Origin of the sequence: Pseudomonas algeriensis (assembly GCF_048847255.1) — a bacterium.
GTDB lineage: Bacteria > Pseudomonadota > Gammaproteobacteria > Pseudomonadales > Pseudomonadaceae > Aquipseudomonas.
Window position 1 is genome coordinate 163769 of the sequence record NZ_JBKKRK010000010.1, and the last position, 17270, is coordinate 181038.

Consider the following 17270-nt stretch of genomic DNA (forward strand, 5'->3'; position numbering starts at 1 on the left):
ATAAATCCCCTCGCCACAAAGAACAGCGCTTGAGTCCGATTCTTTATCGCCTGTCACTCTTGCTTGACCAACCACTTCTGCGACAACCGCTCCAGCCGTCCATCGTCCTTGATACGCGCCAAGGCATTGTCCAGGCTGGCCTTGAACGCCGGGTTGCCCTTCTGGAATGGAATGACCAGGTTCGGCGCCGGCCCCTTCTTTTCCTCGGGCTGGAAAGACTGCGCCAGGACCAGCGGACGTTGCGCCTCTTCCTTGCTCGCCAGCAATTGCGCATCCGGTTGGCTATAAGTAGCGCTGGTATCGAAACGTTCCGCCAGTTCCGGGGTCATTGCTATGTGGTTGATGGCGACGTCGTACTTGCCGCTTTCCACGCCGGACAACAGATCCGCCGCATCGGTGACGACAAAATCAGGGCGTACATCGAGCTCGCCCGCGAGCATTTCGCCCAGCTCTACTTCGAAACCGGTGAGCTTGCCGTCCTCCTTGAAATTGAACGGAGCGGTGTTGGCCTCGAGGGCGATTCGCAACTCGCCACGGTCGTTGACGTCGTCGATCAGTTCCGCATGGGCCAGAGGGCTCAACAGAGGTAGCAGGCAGATCAGGCCAGGCAGGAAACGCATGGTCACTCCTAGTATTTATACAAGCGACGCTCGTTTCAGGCTCGCTTTGCTATGGTTGTTGCAGGCTTCGACAACGATTAGTCATGAAGTTGTCATGACCCGACGGATTTATGGGAAAACTGGAGTAAAAAATGAAAAGTTTTATGTCACGTGCGGCGTTGGCCGGTTTGTTGCTCGGAACTTCGATGCTGGCGACAGCGGCAACCCCGGCGCCCAAAGGTGCAGAAGTATTCATCGTTTCTCCTGAAGACGGTGCCACCGTCAGCCAAGAGTTCAAGGTCAAGTTCGGCGTCAAGAACATTGCACTTGCCCCGGCGGGCGACGTGACCAAGAACACCGGCCATCACCACCTGCTGATCGATGTCGATGATCTGCCTGCCGAGGGCACGCCGATTCCGACCGACCCCCACCACATGCATTTTGGCAAGGCGCAAACCGAAGCCACGATCAAACTGGCGCCGGGCAAACACACCTTGCAATTGATCCTGGGCGACAGCGGCCATATGCCGTTCGACCCGTCGATCGTGTCCGAAAAGATCACGGTGAACGTCGAGTAACACAGCACTTAGAAGATAAATGCAGTATCCACTGTGGGAGCGAGCCTGCTCGCGAAGGCGGCATATCAGTCAACGTAAATGCGCCTGACAGACCGCTTTCGCGAGCAGGCTCGCTCCCACAGGGTTCCATTGTGTCGGACAGAAAAAACGGGAGCCCCTTCGGAGCTCCCGTTTTCATTGCAAGCCAGGCCCGCTTAGAACAGCACGCGGCAACGAATGGTGCCGTTGATGTGCTGCAACTTCTCTTGGGCCAGGTCCGAGTATTCGGCATCGACGTCGATCACGACGTAGCCGACTTTCTCGTTGGTCTGCAGGAACTGACCGGAAATGTTGATGCCGTTTTCCGCGAAGACTTTGTTGATCTCGCTCATCACACCCGGAATGTTTTCGTGGATGTGCAGCAGGCGGTGCTTGCCAGGGTGGGCCGGCAGAGCCACTTCCGGGAAGTTCACCGACGATACCGAGGTACCGTTGTCGCTGTACTTGACCAGTTTTTCAGCCACTTCCAGACCGATGTTGGCCTGGGCTTCAGCGGTGGAACCGCCGATGTGCGGGGTCAGGATCACGTTGTCCAGGCCACGCAGCGGGCTTTCGAAGATGTCGTCGTTGGAGCGAGGCTCCACCGGGAACACATCGATCGCCGCGCCGATCAGGTGCTTGTCCTTGATCGCTTCGGCCAGTGCGTCGAGCTTGACCACGGTGCCGCGAGCGGCGTTGATCAGGATCCCGCCTTTCTTGATGGCGCGGATTTCCTTTTCACCAATCATCCACTGGGTGGCCGGGGTTTCCGGCACGTGCAAGGTGACGATGTCGGACATGCCCAGCAATTCGTGCAAGTCGTTGACCTGGGTCGCGTTGCCCAACGGCAGCTTGGTCACGGTGTCGTAGAAAAACACCTGCATGCCAAGGCCTTCAGCCAGTACCGACAATTGAGTACCGATCGAGCCGTAGCCGACGATACCCAGCTTCTTGCCGCGGATCTCGAAGGAATTGGCCGCGCTCTTGATCCAGCCGCCACGGTGGCAGGAAGCGTTCTTCTCGGGGATGCCGCGCAACAGCAGGATCGCCTCGGCCAGCACCAGTTCGGCAACGGAACGGGTGTTGGAATACGGCGCATTGAACACCGCGATACCGCGTTCGCGAGCCGCGTTGAGGTCCACCTGGTTGGTGCCGATGCAGAAGCAGCCGACCGCCACCAGTTTCTTGGCGTGGTCGAAGATCTCTTCAGTCAGTTGCGTACGGGAGCGAATACCGATGAAGTGAGCATCGGCGATCTTTTCCTTGAGCTGGGCTTCCGGCAGAGAACTGGTGATGTACTCGATGCTGGTGTAGCCCGCCGACTTGAGGACGTCGACAGCCGATTGGTGGACGCCTTCGAGAAGAAGGAACTTGATCTTGCTCTTATCGAGAGAAGTCTTGCTCATCTGCGTAAACCTGTGTCCCGGAGAAAAATGGCAGGGAATCGGACAGCGCATGCTGGCCCGACCGGCGTGACAGCCGTCGCCGCAGAACAGCCGTTGGGCACTACGCTGCGGGGTCGGTATGCTAGCATATGCCCCCCGCAAACACCCATTCCTGCGACGTGAAGCGTTCTCAGGATGACCATGAATTGTTCGAGAGTTCTGTCGATGACCAATCCTGCCGTGATAGATGAGCTGAAGACCCTGATTGAGCCTGGCAAAGTTTTGACCGATGCCGACTCCCTGAATGCTTACGGCAAGGATTGGACCAAGCATTACGCGCCCGCACCGACCGCCATTGTGTTTCCAAAGACCACCGAACAAGTCCAGGCCATTGTGCGCTGGGCCAACGCGCACAAGGTCGCGCTGGTGCCATCGGGCGGGCGTACCGGCCTCTCCGCCGCCGCCGTCGCGGCGAATGGCGAGGTGGTCGTGTCATTCGACTACATGAACCAGATCCTCGATGTGAACCTGACCGACCGCACCGCCGTATGCCAGCCGGGCGTGGTCACCGAACAGTTGCAGAACAAGGCTGAAGAACATGGGCTCTACTATCCGGTGGACTTCGCTTCGGCAGGTTCGAGCCAGATTGGCGGCAATATCGGCACCAATGCCGGCGGGATCAAGGTCATTCGCTACGGCATGACCCGCAACTGGGTCGCGGGCATGAAGGTCGTGACGGGCAAGGGCGACGTGCTGGAACTGAACAAGGACCTGATCAAGAACGCCACCGGCTATGACTTGCGGCAACTGTTCATCGGCGCCGAGGGCACCCTTGGTTTCGTGGTCGAAGCCACCATGCGCCTGGACCGCGCGCCGAAAAACCTCACTGCCATGGTGCTCGGCACGCCGGACTTCGACTCGATCATGCCGGTACTGCACGCATTCCAGGGCAAGCTGGACCTGACCGCCTTTGAATTTTTCTCCGACAAGGCCCTGGCCAAGGTCCTCGACCGCGGCGACGTCCCGGCCCCGTTCGAAACCGGCTGCCCGTTCTACGCCCTGTTGGAATTCGAAGCCACCACCGAAGAAGTCGCCAACCACGCCCTGGAGACTTTCGAGCACTGCGTCGAACAAGGCTGGGTACTGGACGGCGTAATGAGCCAGAGCGAAACCCAGCTGCAAAACCTTTGGAAGCTGCGCGAGTACATCTCCGAGACCATTTCCCACTGGACGCCGTACAAGAACGATATTTCGGTAACCGTCTCCAAAGTCCCGGGCTTCTTGCGCGAGATCGACGCGATTGTCGGCGAACACTACCCAGACTTCGAAATAGTCTGGTTCGGCCACATCGGCGACGGCAACCTGCACCTGAACATCCTCAAGCCGGAAAACCTGAGCAAGGATGAGTTCTTCGCTAAATGCGCGACGGTGAACAAATGGGTCTTTGAAACCGTCGAGAAGTACAACGGTTCAATCTCCGCCGAACACGGCGTGGGCATGACCAAGCGCGACTACCTCACGTACAGTCGCTCTGCGGTTGAAATCGAATACATGAAAGCCGTGAAGTCGGTGTTCGACCCGAACGGCATCATGAACCCGGGCAAGATTTTCGCGGTTTGATCTATAACAACACTTGATGAAATCTCAAGGCAGGAGTCGGTAATGAGCTATCAGCACCAGTATGTCGACGGTACGCGTATTCATTTCCCGGTGGGCAAAGTAGTGTGCATCGGCCGCAACTATGCCGAACACGCCAAGGAATTGGATAACCCGGTGCCCACCGAACCGCTACTGTTCATCAAGCCAGGCAGTTGCGTGGTGCCGTTGGAAGGCGGCTTCAGCATTCCCGCCGACCGCGGCTCGGTGCACTACGAAGCGGAAATCGCCGTGCTGATCGGCAAGCCACTGTCCACCAAGCCCAGCGTTGAAGAAGTACTGGACGCCATTTCCGGCTTCGCCCCGGCTCTGGACCTGACCCTGCGGGACAAGCAGGCCGAACTCAAGGCCAAGGGGTTGCCATGGGAAGTCGCCAAGTCCTTCGACGGCGCGGCAGTGATCGCTCCCTTTGTCTCGAACGCCACGTTTGCCGACCTGACCGATATTCCCGTTCGCCTGACCATCAACGGCGAAGTCCGCCAGGACGGCAACAGCAGCCTGATGCTCAACCCCATCGTGCCGATGATCCAGTACATGGCCGGCTGCTTCTCGCTTCAGGCCGGAGACGTCATTCTCACGGGCACCCCGGCGGGCGTCGGGCCGCTGAACATTGGCGATGAACTGGTGCTGGAACTGCCTGGGGCGAGCCGCTTCGAAAGCAGCGTTCGCTAACGGCCACGCCTCCAATTTCCTGTGGGAGCATGCTTGCTCGCGATGAGGTCATCACATCCAACAGTTAGGTTGGCTGACCGTCCGCTATCGCGAGCAAGCTCGCTCCCACAGGGTTCTTGAGCAGCCTTGTCCAGCATTTACCGTTTTTTTCACATGCCATCCGGATAATTCCGGGGATTGCGGCATCTGAGCCTGCCGATCCCTCGCGCGAATTCCTGGAACGCATCCCCGATGGCCAAGACCCAAACCCTGCCCACCTCCGTCCGCCGTGCTCGCTTCGGCTTGCCCTGGTATGCCTGGCTGCTGCTGGCCGCAATCGCTGCCTATGGCCTGGCGTTCGCGATGCATTGGGATGACCGGGGCCGGCTCTGGGTATCGGAACGCTTCGAAAGCCCGGCCCAACGCCAGGAAAGCATCTGGTTGCCCGACTATCGCGCCGTGATCGACGCCAAGCCCCTGCCTGGCATGGAAAAGGACGAGGCTTCCGACGTCACCTACAACCCGCAGACCAAGACGCTGTTCGCGGTCATGGGCAAGAATCCGTTCCTGGCGGAGCTGACCCTGCAAGGCGACGTGCTGCGCAAGATGCCATTGGTGGGCTGGAGCAATCCCGAAGGCGTGACCTATATGGAAAATGGCCTGCTGGCCATTACCGATGAGCGAAACCACACCCTGTCGATCGTCCAGGTCGATGCCAATACCCAAACGCTGAACAGCAAGGACTTTCCCCAATACGACCTTGGCGCGTCACAGAACCAGAACAAAGGATTCGAGGCGATCGTCTGGGATCCGCGCAATCAACAACTGGTGCTGGGCGAAGAGCGCCCGCCAGCCTTGTTCACCTGGAAAAGTGACGGCAGCCAATTGCTCAAGGGCGACAAGCAGATCCATGTCAGCGATGAACTGGACCTGCGCAACCTGTCCGCCCTGGCGATCGATCCCCGTACGGGACATATGCTGTTGCTGTCAGCCGACTCCCATCTATTGCTAGAACTGGATGCAGAAGGCGAACAGGTCAGCTTCATGACGCTGTTGGGAGGCTTCAACGGACTGAAAGATACGGTTCCCCGCGCCGAAGGCGTCACCGTCGATGAAGCGGGCAACCTTTATATGGTCAGCGAGCCGAACCTGTTCTATCGTTTCGAAAAACAACGCTGATTGCGAAAAACTCTGTAGGGAGATTCTTCCTTCGTTGTAGGGCGTGGCAGACGGCCATTAAGCTTCAGTTCAGGCAGTCGTGGTATTTCCAACCACCTGTTCTTATCCGAGCCCACTCCCGATGCGCCGACTTGCCCGTCCAAGACCCCTGATCCTGCTGTTGCTGTCGATTACCCTGATTGGATTAATCGCAGCCGGGCAATACCTGCGTCTGTTCGAGCGCGCCTGGTTCAATTTCAATACGCTCTGGCACACCCTTGGCGAGCAAGCCATTGCCCTGGACCAATACCAGGTCACGGTACAAGCCCAAGTCATCGAAGGCCTGGACGACGACGTTTCCGCGCTGACGTTCGATCCGATCCGCAAAAGCCTCTTCACCGTCACCAACAAGAATGCCGAGCTGATCGAGCTGTCACTGGACGGCAGGATTCTGCGACGCATCGCCCTGGTCGGCTTTGGCGACCCGGAAGCGGTGGAATTCATCAGCGAGAACATCTACGTCATTACCGACGAACGTCAGCAGCGCCTGATCAAGATCCACCTGGAAGAAGACACCCGCTTCCTGGACGCGGCCGATGCCGAGCAAATGACACTCGGCGTGCACATGAGCGGCAACAAGGGTTTCGAAGGGCTGGCCTATGACTCCATCGGCAAGCGGCTGTTCGTCGCCAAGGAACGCGACCCGATGCTGATTTATGAAGTACACGGATTTCCCCACCACAATCCGGAAAAATCCTACGCTGTCCACGTAATCAACAACCCCAAGCGCGATGCAGGACTGTTCGTGCGCGATCTCTCCAGCCTGCAATACGACGAACGCAGCGGCCATCTGCTGGCGCTGTCCGATGAGTCGCGGTTGATTATCGAGTTGGATATCGATGGTCGGCCGTTAAGCACGCTGTCGTTGAGCAAGGGCCGCCACGGACTGGAGAAAACCATTCCCCAACCGGAAGGCTTGGCCATGGATGACGATGGCAATCTGTATGTGGTGAGCGAGCCGAATCTGTTCTATGTGTTCAAGAAGCCGCAGCCTTGAACCACTCCTGACCCAGCTCGCTCCCACAGGGTTTGGTGTTGAATCAGCCCGGATTATTCCGCCCGCAGGGTCTTCACGCCATCAGCAGTCCCCAACAACAGCACATCCGCCGGGCGAGCGGCGAACAAGCCGTTGGTGACTACGCCGACGATGGCGTTGATCTGGCTTTCCAGTTCAACCGGGTTGGTGATCTGCAGGTTATGCACGTCAAGGATGATGTTGCCGTTATCGGTCAGCACGCCTTCGCGATACACCGGATCGCCGCCCAGCTTCACCAATTGCCGGGCAACGTGGCTGCGGGCCATCGGGATGACTTCCACCGGCAGCGGGAACGCGCCGAGCACCGGGACCAGTTTGCTGGCATCGGCGATGCAGATGAACGTCTTGGCGACGGCCGCAACGATCTTCTCGCGAGTCAGGGCCGCACCGCCGCCCTTGATCAGGTTCAAGTGCGCGTCGCTTTCGTCGGCGCCGTCGATGTAGAACTCCAGGTCGCTCACGGTGTTGAGCTCGTACACTGGGATCCCGTGGCCCTTGAGGCGCGCGGCGGTGGCTTCGGAGCTGGCGACCGCGCCGTCGAACGCGCCTTTGTGCTGCGCCAAGGCGTCGATGAAGCAATTGGCGGTAGAGCCGGTGCCGACCCCGACGATGCTCTTGTCATCCAGTTTCGGGAGGATGAGGTCGACAGCGGCCTGGGCCACGGCCTGTTTGAGTTGATCCTGGGTCATGCGGGCTCCGAAGGTGCCGAGAGAGAACGAAAGGCCGGCATTATAGGCGTAGAAACCGTGGCGAGGGAGCAAGCTCGCGCTTGAGTGCGAAGCGCTCATCGCTTTTTCTGGGGCCGCTGCGCGACCCAACGGGAGCAAGCTCCCTCGCCACGGGGGTTCCTGCGCTCAAAGTGCCTTAATTCGTGTGGTCGCCCGGCCAAAAGCCGGGTTAGACTCCTTGGCCCTGCCCAACCCGCTCAGTGATGCTTTCCGATGCTTGAACAGTACGTCAAAAAGATCCTCACCTCGCGCGTTTACGACGTTGCCGTAGAAACCCCGCTGCAGACCGCCCGCCAGCTCTCCGAACGGCTGGGCAACGAGGTCTGGCTCAAGCGTGAAGACTTGCAGCCGGTGTTCTCGTTCAAGATTCGCGGGGCCTACAACAAGCTGACCCAGCTCACCGACGAAGAGCGCGCCCGTGGCGTTGTCACGGCCTCGGCGGGCAACCATGCCCAGGGCCTGGCGCTGGCCGCCAAGGTGTTGGGGGTCAAGGCCACCATCGTCATGCCCAAGACCACGCCGGAAATCAAAGTCGAGGGCGTGCGCTCCCGGGGCGGCAAAGTGGTGTTGCATGGCGATTCGTTCCCTGAGGCCCTGGCCTATTCGTTGAAACTGGTCGACGAAAAAGGCTACGTCTACATTCATCCCTATGACGATCCTCACACCATTGCCGGGCAGGGCACCGTGGCGATGGAAATCCTGCGCCAGCACCCGGGGCGCCTGGACGCGATATTCGTCCCGGTGGGCGGTGGCGGGCTGATCGCAGGCATCGCGGCCTACGTGAAATACCTGCGCCCCGAGATCAAGATCATCGGCGTCGAACCGGACGATTCGAACTGCCTGCAAGCGGCCATGGCTGCTGGCGAACGCGTGGTCCTGCCAACCGTGGGCCTGTTCGCCGATGGCGTGGCGGTGGCACAGATCGGCCAGCACACCTTCGATATCTGCAAGCACTACGTGGATGAAGTCATCACCGTCAGCACCGACGAGATCTGCGCAGCGATCAAGGATATCTACGACGATACCCGCTCGATCACCGAACCTGCCGGCGCCTTGGGTGTTGCCGGCATCAAGAAGTATGTCGAGACACGCAGCATCAGCGGCCAGACGCTGGTGGCCATCGATTCCGGCGCCAACGTCAACTTCGACCGCCTGCGCCACGTGGCCGAGCGCGCCGAACTGGGCGAGGGCCGCGAGGCGATCATCGCCGTGACCATCCCCGAGAAGCCGGGCAGCTTCAAGGCGTTCTGCGAGGCCATCGGCAAACGCCAGATCACCGAATTCAACTACCGCTACAACACCGGCAGCGAAGCGCACATCTTCGTAGGCGTGCAGACGCATCCGGAAAACGACCCGCGCAGCAAGCTGATTGCCAGCCTGACCGAGCAAGGCTTCCCGGTGCTGGACCTGACCGACAATGAACTGGCCAAATTGCACATTCGCCACATGGTCGGCGGCCATGCCGCTCACGTCATCGACGAGGTGGTCCTGCGTTTCGAATTCCCGGAACGCCCGGGGGCGCTGTTCAACTTCCTCAATAAACTGGGCGGGCGCTGGAACATCTCGATGTTCCACTACCGAAACCATGGTGCGGCGGATGGCCGCGTGGTCGCCGGGCTGCAAGTGCCTCACGATGAGCGCCACCTGGTGCCGGCCGCCCTGGAGGAAATCGGCTATCCGTACTGGGATGAAAGCGATAACCCGGCCTATCAGCTGTTTCTCGGCTGAAGGGCTACGCTGAAGGACACCAGCCTAAGGAAACCCCATGGAAACTCTGCTGACCTTGAAAATCCTGCACGTCGCGGCCACGGTCTTGCTTCTGGCTTGCGCTGCAAGCCTAGCCGTTGTGGCCTGGCGCAAACGCAGCGAGGCACCAAGCTGCACGCTGCGGCGCCCTTGGCTGCTGGCGTGGGGCACGATGCTGGTCTGCATGCTGAGCATGCCGTTTACCGGCTGGTGGCTGGTTCATCTGGTGGGCTGGCCGCTGGGGCAAACCTGGCTGCTGGGTTCCAGCGTGATCTACACCGTGGCGGCGCTTTGCGTTTTCTGGCTGCTGGCACGGCTCAACCGCCTGCGCATGGGCAACGGTGGCGGCGGCAGGTTTACCCTGGCATTGGCGATCATCGGTGGCGTCGGCTTCCTGTCCATCGCCGCATTGATGGGTGCCAAACCGATCTAACCGACAAGGAACGTCATGAAAATCCTACTGGTGGGAGGCAGCGGCTTCATTGGACGCCACCTGCTGAGGGCGCTGCACGACGCCGGCCACTCGATCATCGCGACCCGTCGTGAACCCGGGCCGCCGAGTTCGCCTGGGGTTGAATGGCGGCAGCTGGATCTCGGCGTATTGTCGGCCGACCCGGCACATTTCGTCCTCCCTACGGACGTTGATTTGCTGATCAACGCGGCCGGCTTGCTCAGCGTAAATGCCCAAGCGCTGAGTCTGGTCCAGGATCGTGGCGCGTGCGCGTTGTTCGAGCAGGCCGCCCGCCGTGGCGTTCGCATCTTGCAGATTTCCGCACTGGGCGCGAGCGCTCAATCCGACGTACCGTTCCTGGCAAGCAAGGGACGGGCTGACGGATATCTGTCCAGCCTCCACATCCCATCGGTTGTGCTGCGGCCTTCGTTGGTGGTGGGGCCAGGCGGCGCGAGCAGCGGCTGGATGGAGGGCCTTTCACCGTGGCCACTGATTCCCTTGCTGGATCTGACGGCGCGCATCCAACCCGTGCACATCGATGACCTGACGGGCGCGGTGCTCGCCCTGCTGCGGCAATGGCCAACCGAGTCGGTGGTGGTGCCGCTGGTGGGACCCGAGCCGATGACGCTGGCCCGGCTCATCGATCATTTGCGAGCCGCGCAGGGCTGGGCGCCGGCACGCTACATCAAGGCGCCTGCGCTGTTGACCGAAGTGGGCAGCCGGATGGGGGACCGGTTCGGCTGGCGAGCGTTGAACCGGCAAAGCGTGGCCCTGGCACAACGGGACAACCTGGCCGACCCCGAGGTGCTCGCATCAATCTGCGGATACCGCGCCGCCCCCGTACAGACCCGCTTGCAGGGGTGGCCCGCCGTCGCCCAGAGCAGCCTTCGGGCGATCCGCCCGTTGATGCTGGCGGTGCTCGCACTCATCTGGTTGGGAACCGCCGTGGTATGCCTCGGCCCAGGCTTCGACTGGGGCCTGCGCATCATGGCCGAAGCCGGCGTGTACGGCGCCTGGGCCAAGCTTGCGGTCGTCAGCGGCGCGCTGCTTGATGGCGCGCTGGGCGTGGGCATGCTGTTCAAACGCTGGCGCCAACAGGCATTGCGGCTGCAGTTGGGTCTGATGCTCGGCTATACGCTGTGCATCAGCTTTATCCTGCCGCACTATTGGTTCGACCCTTTTGCGGCTGTCGCCAAGAATCTGGTATTGGTAGTCGCGACGTTATGGTTGCTTTGGACTGAGCCCCGCCGATGAGCATCTACTTGCTGTTGAAAACCCTGCACATCCTGTCTTCCACCATCCTGTTCGGCCTGGGCGCCGGGTCTGCCTACTACGCGCTCCGGGCCTGGCGCAGCGGCAAGGTTGAAGTCATTGCCGTCACCTTCAAGCATCTGGTTTTCGCCGATTGGGCATTCACCGCCACCACCGCCGTATTTCAGCCACTGAGCGGACTGGCCCTGATGCACATCGCCGGCTGGCAATTGCAACAGAGCTGGTTGGTGTGGAGCATCGGCCTTTATTGCCTGGCGGGCGCCTGCTGGCTGCCGGTGGTCTGGTTGCAGATCCGCGTACACAAAATGGCCGAGCAAGCCTTGCGGGACGGCACACCCATGCCAATCAAGGCCGCCACCTACATGCGCTGGTGGTTTGCGCTGGGCTGGCCGGCGTTCCTGGCATTCATGGCGATTTTCTACCTGATGGTAGCCAAGCCCGCGTAAGCGGCCCGCCGGTGTTTGCCCGGCGGGCGTGAGATTCAGTCGCGCAGACTGATGACCGGCCAACCACGCTTCTGGGCCTCGGCCCGAAGGTTCGGGTCCGGGTCGACCGCCACCGGATGCGTCACCGCTTCCAGCAGCGGCAAGTCGTTCATCGAATCGCTATAAAAGTAGCTATCGTCGAGGCAATACCCAGTCTCTTCCAGCCAACGGTTCAACCGGGTCACCTTGCCCTCGCGAAAGCAGGGAATGTCGGTGCTGCGGCCACTGTAACGGCCATCGATCATCTCGCATTCGGTGGCGATCAGGGTTTCTACTCCGAGTCGCTCGGCGATCGGCGCGGTGACGAAGCGATTGGTGGCGGTGATGATCACCAGTTTGTCGCCGGCGTCACGGTGTTTCTTCAACAGCGCGATCGCTTGGGGCAATACGATAGGTTCGATGCAGTCGCGCATGTAATCGAGGTGCCACTGTGCCAGCACTTCCATCTCGGTACGACCCAGGATTTCCAGGCAAAAATTCAGGTACGCGGCGTTGTCGAGCTTACCCGCCAGGTAGTCCTGGTAGAACTCATCGTTGCGTGCCTTGTAGCTCACGGCATCGAGGAAGCCGCGTTCGCACAGGTAATCGCCCCAGGCGTGATCGCTGTCACCGCCCAGCAGCGTGTTGTCCAAGTCGAATAAAGCCAGCCGCATTGCAGTTACTCGCTGAAATATCTGAAGAAAGGCGCCCAGAATACGTACTTTTCACAAGAGTGCACATAAGCTCGGCAGTCTCGTTGCTGCTTTCACAACCTTTGTGGAACAATGCGGCGACATGCGTTTGCGAGGTTGTTGCCGTGATCGATCCCGATGGTTTCCGTCCCAATGTGGGGATCATTCTTACGAATGATGCTGGGCAGGTGCTATGGGCACGCCGTATCAATCAAGACGCCTGGCAGTTTCCCCAGGGTGGGATCAACCCCCAGGAGACGCCGGAAGAAGCTTTGTACCGTGAGTTGAATGAAGAAGTCGGGCTGGAGCGCGAAGATGTCGAAATACTCGCCTGCACCCGAGGCTGGTTGCGCTATCGTTTGCCGCAACGCCTGGTCAGGACGCACAGCCAACCACTGTGCATCGGCCAGAAGCAGAAATGGTTTCTCCTGCGCCTGATCTCCAATGAGCAGCGGGTGCGGATGGATTTGACCGGTAAACCGGAGTTCGATGGCTGGCGCTGGGTCAGTTATTGGTATCCGTTGGGCCAGGTGGTGACATTCAAGCGCGAGGTGTATCGACGCGCTCTCAAAGAGCTTGCCCCGCGCCTGCTGACGCGCGACTGACGACGGAGTTCGACCCCGAGCCATGCTCAATACGCTGCGCAAGATCGTCCAGGAAGTTAACGCCGCCAAGGATCTCAAGGCGGCGTTGGGCATTATTGTATTGCGCGTCAAAGAGGCCATGGGCAGCCAAGTCTGCTCGGTCTACCTGCTTGACCCCGAGACCAACCGTTTTGTGCTCATGGCCACCGAGGGCTTGAACAAGCGCTCCATCGGCAAGGTCAGCATGGCGCCCAATGAAGGCCTGGTCGGCCTGGTCGGCACGCGGGAAGAACCCCTGAACCTTGAAAACGCCGCGGACCACCCGCGCTACCGCTACTTCGCGGAAACGGGTGAAGAGCGCTATGCGTCTTTCCTCGGCGCGCCGATCATTCACCACCGCCGCGTCGTCGGCGTGTTGGTCATCCAGCAGAAAGAGCGCCGCCAGTTCGATGAGGGTGAAGAAGCCTTCCTCGTCACCATGAGCGCGCAACTGGCCGGGGTTATCGCCCATGCCGAGGCCACCGGTTCGATCAGCGGCCTTGGCCGCCAGGGCAAGGGCATCCAGGAAGCCAAGTTCGTCGGCGTGCCAGGTTCCCCGGGCGCGGCGGTGGGCACCGCAGTGGTCATGTTGCCGCCCGCCGACCTCGATGTGGTGCCTGACAAGGCCATCGCCGACATCGACGCCGAGCTCGGTTTGTTCAAGACCGCCATCGAAGGCGTGCGGGCCGACATGCGTGCCCTTTCGGCCAAGCTGGCGACGCAGTTGCGCCCCGAAGAGCGCGCGCTGTTCGACGTTTACCTGATGATGCTTGACGATGCGTCCCTGGGCAGCGAAGTCACCACGGTCATCAAGACCGGCCAATGGGCCCAGGGCGCGTTGCGCCAGGTGGTGACCGACCACGTCAATCGTTTCGAGTTGATGGACGACGCCTACTTGCGCGAGCGCGCCTCCGACGTCAAGGACCTCGGTCGCCGGCTGCTGGCTTATTTGCAGCAAGAGCGCCAGCAGACCCTGGTCTATCCCGACAACACCATCCTGGTGAGCGAGGAGTTGACCCCGGCGATGCTCGGCGAAGTGCCGGAGGGCAAGCTGGCGGGCCTGGTCTCGGTGCTCGGTTCGGGCAACTCCCACGTGGCGATCCTGGCCCGGGCGATGGGCATCCCGACGGTCATGGGCGTGGTGGACCTGCCGTACTCCAAAGTCGACGGCATCCAGATGATCGTCGACGGCTACCACGGCGAGGTCTACACCAACCCCAGCGACGTGCTGCGCAAGCAGTTCGCCGACGTGGTGGAAGAAGAAAAGCAACTGTCCCTGGGACTCGATGCGCTGAAGGACCTGCCGTGCGTGACGCTCGACGGCCACCGCATGCCGCTGTGGGTCAATACCGGCCTGCTGGCCGATGTCGCCCGGGCGCAGAAACGTGGCGCCGAGGGCGTGGGCCTGTATCGCACCGAAGTGCCGTTCATGATCAACCAGCGCTTCCCCAGCGAAAAGGAACAGCTGGCGATCTACCGCGAGCAACTGTCGGCGTTCCATCCGCAGCCGGTGACCATGCGCAGCCTGGACATTGGCGGCGACAAATCCCTGTCCTATTTCCCGATCAAGGAAGACAACCCCTTCCTCGGCTGGCGCGGCATTCGCGTGACGCTCGACCACCCGGAAATCTTCCTGGTCCAGGCCCGCGCAATGCTCAAGGCCAGCGAAGGCCTGAACAACCTGCGCATCCTGTTGCCGATGATTTCCGGCACCCATGAGCTGGAAGAAGCGCTGCACCTGATTCACCGGGCCTGGGGCGAAGTGCGCGATGAAGGCACCGACGTGCCGATGCCACCCGTCGGGGTAATGATCGAAATCCCGGCGGCGGTGTACCAGACCAAGGAACTGGCGCGGCAGGTGGACTTCCTGTCGGTAGGCTCCAACGACCTGACCCAGTATTTGCTGGCCGTGGACCGCAACAACCCTCGGGTGGCCGACCTGTACGACTACCTGCACCCGGCGGTGCTGCAGGCCCTGCAGACAGTGGTCCGTGATGCCCATGCAGAAGGCAAGCCGGTGAGCATCTGCGGCGAAATGGCCGGCGACCCGGCGGCGGCGGTGCTGCTGATGGCGATGGGCTTCGACAGCCTGTCGATGAACGCCACCAACCTGCCGAAAGTGAAGTGGATGCTGCGCCAGATCAACCTCAGCAAGGCCCAGGAACTGCTGGCGGAGCTGATGACCATCGACAATCCGCAGGTGATCCACAGCTCCTTGCAGTTGGCGCTGAAGAACCTTGGGTTGGCGCGGATGATCAATCCGGCTTCGAGCAAGACCCTATAGGCACGAGCACCTGTGGCGAGGGAGCTTGCTCCCGCTGGGCTACGAAGTAGCCCCCGCTTTTATTGGGCGGGCTACGCCCACCAGCGGGAGCAAGCTCCCTCGCCACGGGTTCCTTGCTGCATTCAAACGATTAGCTCCACCTCCCCCAAATGCCCCCCATGGGGCCCGAAACTGCGCTCGACCATCTGCCGCGTTCCATCGGCATGGACGATCAGCGCCGTGCTCGCCCGCGTCCCGTAGGCCGGGCTGGCGATAAAGACACTCGACAGCAGCATTTCCGTCGCCAGCCCCACACCAGTGTCCGGCAACTCGGCCACTGGGGCCGGTTGCGGATCGCTCAACAGCGCCAGCAAGGCCTGGGGGTGCGGGTCATGCAATACCTCACTCAACGCAGCCCGGGCCTTGAGCAACTTGGGCCAAGGCGTGTTCAGCCCAGCGTTCGACAAGCCATAGACCCCTTCAGCCAACTGCTGAGGCCGGGCATCGCGTGCGTTGTAGTGCCACAGCTGCGTGCCGTCGCCAAGCAGCAGGTTGAAGCCGCCGTACTCGCCGGCACGCGGCACCACGTCGCTTAGATAATCAGCGATCGACAGATCCCCGATCAGGAACCGCGCCACCAGCTCGCCGCGAGACTTGAATGCTGGTAGCTGACCGGGGTCGCGGATGTTGGTCAGGGCCGCGAAGCGAGCACCGGCACCTACGCCAAGCCAGGTGCCGCCAGCCTCCAGGTCACGACCGGCATGGACATGGGGCGCGTCGGGCCACTGGGCCAGGGGCAAGGTCGGTCGCGCGTAGAACTCGTCGCGGTTGGCCGCGACGATCAGCGGCTGGGCGTGGCCAGGGCGCCAGGCAAATACGATCAGGCACATCAGGTGGTCCTGTTATAGGAATAAAACCGAGCAGCGTTTTTGTGGCGAGGGGATTTATCCCCTCGCCACAGAGATTCTGCGCAAGTCAGCTATGGGTCACTCTACCCATACATCACTGACGCATCCATCGCCTTCAGTGGAGCCGGATGCCCTCGATCCGTTACCATGCCGCTCTTATTTGCGATGGTCGAGGCAACGCTGGTGGAATTTGTGCTCTATCTGCTGCTCGGCGCCTGTGCCGGGGTGCTGGCCGGGCTGTTCGGCGTGGGGGGCGGCATGATCATCGTCCCGGTGTTGGTGTTCAGTTTTACCCTTCAGGGGTTCGATCCGCAGGTGTTGACGCACCTGGCCGTGGGCACTTCCCTGGCGTCGATCATCTTCACTTCGGTGAATGCCGTGCGCGAGCATCATCGAAAAGGGGCCGTGCGCTGGCAGATCTTTACCTGGATGACCGTCGGGATCCTGATCGGTGCCGGTTTCGGCGCGATCACCGCCGAAGCGATTTCCGGTCCGCACCTGCAAAAAATCATTGGTGTGTTCGCCATGCTCGTCGCCGCGCAACTGGCCTTGGATTTCAAGCCAAAGGCCAGCCGCACGGTACCGGGCAAGGTTGGCTTGTCCCTGGCCGGCACGGTGGTCGGCTGGGCCTCGGCGATTTTTGGCATCGGTGGCGGTTCGCTGACCGTACCGTTCCTGACCTGGCGCAGCGTACCGATGCAACAAGCGGTGGCGACTTCTTCGGCCTGTGGATTGCCCATCGCCCTGGTCAGTGCGTTAAGTTTCATGATTCTGGGGTGGCAGGATCCACTGTTGCCACCCCATAGTCTCGGTTTTGTGTATTTGCCGGCGCTGCTGGGCATCGCCTTGACGAGCATGGTCTTCGCTCGCGTCGGCGCGAGGTTGGCCCACCGTTTGTCGCCGCGCTTGCTCAAGCGGCTGTTCGCCGCCTTGCTGTTCAGCGTGGGCTTGAGTTTCCTGCTCTGACACAATCCTGGCTTAA

The 17270-nt window shown here is 60.9% G+C and carries 17 protein-coding genes; 12 read left to right on the top strand and 5 right to left on the bottom strand.

Annotated elements, in window-relative coordinates; genetic code table 11:
* Positions 1-53: 53 nt before the first annotated feature.
* Positions 54-620, bottom strand: coding sequence for a transporter substrate-binding domain-containing protein (locus ACLK1G_RS16925; protein WP_420766455.1), 567 nt, complete (start codon positions 618-620; stop codon positions 54-56).
* A gap of 131 nt (positions 621-751) precedes the next feature.
* Between ACLK1G_RS16925 and ACLK1G_RS16930 the strand changes: the two genes are divergently transcribed.
* Positions 752-1177, top strand: a complete 426-nt coding sequence (locus tag ACLK1G_RS16930; protein ID WP_420766456.1) for a DUF4399 domain-containing protein — start codon at positions 752-754, stop codon at positions 1175-1177.
* A gap of 194 nt (positions 1178-1371) precedes the next feature.
* Here the strand turns inward: ACLK1G_RS16930 and serA are convergent, their stop codons facing one another.
* Entirely contained in the window at positions 1372-2601 is a 1230-nt protein-coding gene (serA, locus tag ACLK1G_RS16935; RefSeq protein WP_039592617.1) for a phosphoglycerate dehydrogenase, read from the bottom strand.
* 204 nt (positions 2602-2805) lie between these two features.
* On the opposite strand from serA, the gene ACLK1G_RS16940 reads away from it, so the two are divergent.
* From ACLK1G_RS16940 to ACLK1G_RS16955, 4 genes are all read left to right on the top strand, one after another.
* The gene (locus tag ACLK1G_RS16940) at positions 2806-4200 is read left to right on the top strand and encodes an FAD-binding oxidoreductase (protein WP_420766457.1); all 1395 of its coding nucleotides are present in this window, start codon (positions 2806-2808) and stop codon (positions 4198-4200) included.
* 42 nt (positions 4201-4242) lie between these two features.
* Positions 4243-4908: a fumarylacetoacetate hydrolase family protein gene (locus ACLK1G_RS16945; protein ID WP_420766458.1), complete on the top strand. Its 666-nt coding sequence runs from the start codon at positions 4243-4245 to the stop codon at positions 4906-4908.
* A 231-nt stretch (positions 4909-5139) separates the two neighbouring features.
* Positions 5140-6066 (top strand): SdiA-regulated domain-containing protein, encoded by a 927-nt coding sequence (locus ACLK1G_RS16950; RefSeq protein ID WP_420766459.1) that lies wholly within the window; start codon positions 5140-5142, stop codon positions 6064-6066.
* Positions 6067-6187: 121 nt separating this feature from the next.
* Positions 6188-7102 (top strand): SdiA-regulated domain-containing protein, encoded by a 915-nt coding sequence (locus tag ACLK1G_RS16955; protein ID WP_420766460.1) that lies wholly within the window; start codon positions 6188-6190, stop codon positions 7100-7102.
* A 53-nt stretch (positions 7103-7155) separates the two neighbouring features.
* Here ACLK1G_RS16955 and rpiA read toward each other — a convergent pair whose 3' ends face one another.
* Positions 7156-7830, bottom strand: a complete 675-nt coding sequence (gene rpiA, locus ACLK1G_RS16960) for a ribose-5-phosphate isomerase RpiA (RefSeq protein ID WP_181290264.1) — start codon at positions 7828-7830, stop codon at positions 7156-7158.
* A gap of 252 nt (positions 7831-8082) precedes the next feature.
* On the opposite strand from rpiA, the gene ilvA reads away from it, so the two are divergent.
* Genes ilvA through ACLK1G_RS16980 form a run of 4 tightly spaced genes read left to right on the top strand, consistent with a single transcriptional unit; the run spans position 8083 to position 11784 of the window.
* Positions 8083-9597 carry a threonine ammonia-lyase, biosynthetic gene (gene ilvA, locus ACLK1G_RS16965; RefSeq protein WP_420766461.1) on the top strand — a complete coding sequence of 505 codons (1515 nt, stop codon included), beginning with the start codon at positions 8083-8085 and terminating at the stop codon, positions 9595-9597.
* A 37-nt stretch (positions 9598-9634) separates the two neighbouring features.
* Complete coding sequence (locus ACLK1G_RS16970; protein WP_420766462.1) at positions 9635-10048, top strand: DUF2269 family protein; 414 nt, start codon at positions 9635-9637, stop codon at positions 10046-10048.
* A gap of 15 nt (positions 10049-10063) precedes the next feature.
* The gene (locus ACLK1G_RS16975) at positions 10064-11320 is read left to right on the top strand and encodes an SDR family oxidoreductase (RefSeq protein ID WP_420766463.1); all 1257 of its coding nucleotides are present in this window, start codon (positions 10064-10066) and stop codon (positions 11318-11320) included.
* On the top strand, positions 11317-11784 hold the full coding sequence (locus ACLK1G_RS16980; RefSeq protein ID WP_420766464.1) for a DUF2269 family protein: 468 nt from the start codon (positions 11317-11319) through the stop codon (positions 11782-11784). Before ACLK1G_RS16975 ends, ACLK1G_RS16980 begins: the two co-directional genes overlap by 4 nt.
* Before the next feature lie 35 nt (positions 11785-11819).
* Here ACLK1G_RS16980 and ACLK1G_RS16985 read toward each other — a convergent pair whose 3' ends face one another.
* Positions 11820-12476, bottom strand: a complete 657-nt coding sequence (locus ACLK1G_RS16985; protein ID WP_420766465.1) for a histidinol-phosphatase — start codon at positions 12474-12476, stop codon at positions 11820-11822.
* Positions 12477-12619: 143 nt separating this feature from the next.
* Here ACLK1G_RS16985 and ACLK1G_RS16990 point away from each other — a divergent pair, with 143 nt between their 5' ends.
* Together ACLK1G_RS16990 and ptsP are read left to right on the top strand one after the other, a co-directional pair.
* Positions 12620-13099: an RNA pyrophosphohydrolase gene (locus ACLK1G_RS16990; protein ID WP_003186867.1), complete on the top strand. Its 480-nt coding sequence runs from the start codon at positions 12620-12622 to the stop codon at positions 13097-13099.
* Between the two features lie 22 nt (positions 13100-13121).
* Positions 13122-15401, top strand: coding sequence for a phosphoenolpyruvate--protein phosphotransferase (gene ptsP, locus ACLK1G_RS16995; RefSeq protein WP_420766466.1), 2280 nt, complete (start codon positions 13122-13124; stop codon positions 15399-15401).
* A 122-nt stretch (positions 15402-15523) separates the two neighbouring features.
* Here the strand turns inward: ptsP and ACLK1G_RS17000 are convergent, their stop codons facing one another.
* Positions 15524-16270, bottom strand: coding sequence for an NRDE family protein (locus ACLK1G_RS17000; protein ID WP_420766467.1), 747 nt, complete (start codon positions 16268-16270; stop codon positions 15524-15526).
* Positions 16271-16471: 201 nt separating this feature from the next.
* Between ACLK1G_RS17000 and ACLK1G_RS17005 the strand changes: the two genes are divergently transcribed.
* Positions 16472-17254, top strand: a complete 783-nt coding sequence (locus ACLK1G_RS17005; RefSeq protein ID WP_420766509.1) for a sulfite exporter TauE/SafE family protein — start codon at positions 16472-16474, stop codon at positions 17252-17254.
* The last annotated feature ends 16 nt before the right edge of the window (positions 17255-17270 follow it).